This window comes from Vibrio sp. Sgm 5, assembly GCF_026241575.1.
In the GTDB taxonomy this organism is placed as follows: domain Bacteria; phylum Pseudomonadota; class Gammaproteobacteria; order Enterobacterales; family Vibrionaceae; genus Vibrio; species Vibrio jasicida.
In genome coordinates this window covers 1-405 of sequence record NZ_JAPHPY010000144.1, presented here as the reverse complement: position 1 = coordinate 405, position 405 = coordinate 1, and the positions used below count along the sequence as shown (strand labels likewise).

Genomic DNA, 405 nt, shown 5'->3' with positions numbered 1-405 from the left:
AGTTGGTTTGCGCTAATGTATTCGGAGTCCACGTTGGGAACATTAACTTCCCCGCTCCACGATGATATCCGCGCCAGATTATCCTTAAAAGCCCCAAAGCAACTAGGTGCTATTTTTTGTATCAGGTTACTAATCTGGCCGTTCGACCGTTTTTGTCATCACGTTCATTGGCGTTGCAAACTTGGTTATGGCTATACAGCCTTAAAAGCTTGGCGGTGGTACAACACCGCCCAAGCTATTCTTGCTAGCTTATTGGCAAGTGCGACTACCACTACATTAAACGGCTTTGTTGCTCGTAAATTGACTAACCAATCTCCAAACACTTTTCCTGTTGTTTCTATCCTAGATAGCACGGACCTCGCTCCATGTATAAATAGAGCGCGAAGGTGTTTGTTCCCTCGTTTA

1 pseudogene is annotated in these 405 nt (G+C 44.9%); it reads right to left on the bottom strand.

Annotated features, from left to right (window positions below):
• Positions 1 to 191: 191 nt before the first annotated feature.
• Positions 192 to 405, bottom strand: a pseudogene (locus tag OQJ86_RS26440) (IS110 family transposase); the annotation flags it as partial.